Origin of the sequence: Catenibacterium sp. CAG:290, from assembly GCF_000437715.1 — a bacterium.
Lineage (GTDB): Bacteria > Bacillota_I > Bacilli_A > Erysipelotrichales > Coprobacillaceae > Catenibacterium > Catenibacterium mitsuoka_A.
Window position 1 is genome coordinate 1 of sequence record NZ_FR898839.1, and the last position, 1,983, is coordinate 1,983.

General features: G+C 34.7%; 2 protein-coding genes and 1 pseudogene. All 3 read left to right on the top strand.

From position 1 onward, the window contains the following. Positions 1-232, top strand: a pseudogene (locus QVO42_RS07235) (nucleotidyltransferase); the annotation flags it as partial. Between the two features lie 89 nt (positions 233-321). Next, on the top strand, positions 322-1,074 hold the full coding sequence (locus QVO42_RS07240) for a helix-turn-helix domain-containing protein (RefSeq protein ID WP_022425467.1): 753 nt from the start codon (positions 322-324) through the stop codon (positions 1,072-1,074). 11 nt (positions 1,075-1,085) lie between these two features. Continuing rightward, complete coding sequence (locus QVO42_RS07245; RefSeq protein WP_022425468.1) at positions 1,086-1,970, top strand: IS3 family transposase; 885 nt, start codon at positions 1,086-1,088, stop codon at positions 1,968-1,970. Positions 1,971-1,983 lie beyond the last annotated feature (13 nt).

The window sequence follows — 1,983 nt, forward strand, 5'->3', positions numbered from 1 at the left end:
TTTTGTAGAATTCTTTGAAAACATCAAGGATCCACTTAAGGATGAATACTTATTACCTATCTATATTGGTGAACTACTAAGAGAAAACAAATTAAGTGTTAAGGTATTAGAAGTACAGGATTCATGGTTTGGTGTAACATACAAAGAAGATGCACCTGTTGTAAAGGAATCATTTAAGAAGTTAATTGATGAAGGTGTTTATTCTACAAATTTATTTGATAATATTAAGTAAACGAAAAGGCAGTATACATCTATGATATGATGACCTCCCAGTAGACAGTGCAAATAATTAAAAGCACTGTTTGCTGAGGAGGTTTTCTTATGGGAAGAAAAAGTAAGTTTTCAAAAGAACAAAAAATTGAAATATGTAGAAGATACTTAGATGGCAGTGAATCAGTTACTAGTCTAGCTGAAGAAATAAATGTATGTATAACTACAGTTCAAAGGTGGATTAGAATCTTTCAAGCATATGGCGATTCTGCATTTGATGAGAAGACTGCAAATGAATCATATACCAAAGAGTTTAAAAGGAAGGTTGTAGAAGCATATCTAGCTGGGGAAGGTTCACTAAGAGATATCGCAGTAAAGTATAAAATTCCTGCATGTGGGACAGTACTTGTATGGGTAAAGTTATATAATGATCATATAGAGTTAAAGGATTATATTCCTGGAGGTAAAGAAATCTATATGACAAAGTGCAGAAAAGTTACAAAAGAAGAAAGAATAGAGATTGCAAAGTACTGTATGGAACACAATCTTGATTATTCGGGTACGTGCAAAGTATTTGATGTGACATATTCAAATGTATTTAACTGGGTAAGAAAGTACAAAGAAAAAGGTGAAGAAGGCTTATCAGATAGACGTGGACGCCGTAAAAAGGATGAGGAGCTAGATGAGCTTGGCCTTCTAAAGAAACAGCTGAGAGAAAAGGAACGTGAGCTTGAAAGAGCTCATCTGGAGATTAGACTGTTAAAAAAAGTGGAGGAGATAGAAAGGAGAGGATATGCAGAACAAGCAAATTCGAGAATGAATATCAGTCAATCAAGGAAATCAAGGAAGAAGACAAAGAGGTAAGCCTATCAGCTATGTTTGAGATATTAGGTGTAAAGAGGGCGAATTATTATAAATGGCTTAAACATAACAAAAGCGAAAGAGATCTTGAAAATGAGGAACTGGCAGACTTTATAAGAAAGTATGATGAGAAGTTCAATCATACGCTTGGCTACAGAATGATGACAGATAGAATAAACAGAGATGAAAACAAGAACTATAATGACAAGCAGGTCTACAAGGTGATGAAAATACTTGGCATCAAGTCAATCATAAGACCAAAAAGAAGAAGCTGTACAGTCAGAAAAAGCAACAATACAGCCAAGAATAATCTTAAAAGAGACTTTAATGCATCAAGACCAAATGAAAAATGGGTAACAGATGTCACCGAGTTCAAATATGGAAATAATGAAAATAAGCTATATCTAAGCCTGATACTAGATCTTTATGACAGATATCCAGTAGGATATGCAATTAGTGACCATAACGATAATAAACTTGTCTTTGATATATTCAGATCAGCTGTAGACGCTAATCCAGGAGCACATCCGTTATTTCATAGTGATGGAGGTTTCCAGTATACGAGTCCTGTCTTTGTGCGTATGCTTAAGGATAATGGCATGGAACAGAGCATGTCCAGAGTTCACTGCTGCATTGATAATGGACCAATGGAAGGATTTTGGGGAATACTTAAATGTGAGATATATCATTATGGCAAGAAATATGAAACAAGAGAGGAATTAGAAGAGGCAATAAGAGAATGGATAAGATATTACAGTCATGAAAGATATCAAAGAAGATTTGGTGTGAAAACACCTTATGAAGTAAGAAGTGAAGCATTGTGCAATGAGAATCCAGTTCAGTATTCAATACCTGAGAACAAGGCGATACAGAAATATAAGGCGGCACATTATGCATAAAAAAATGCCAGCC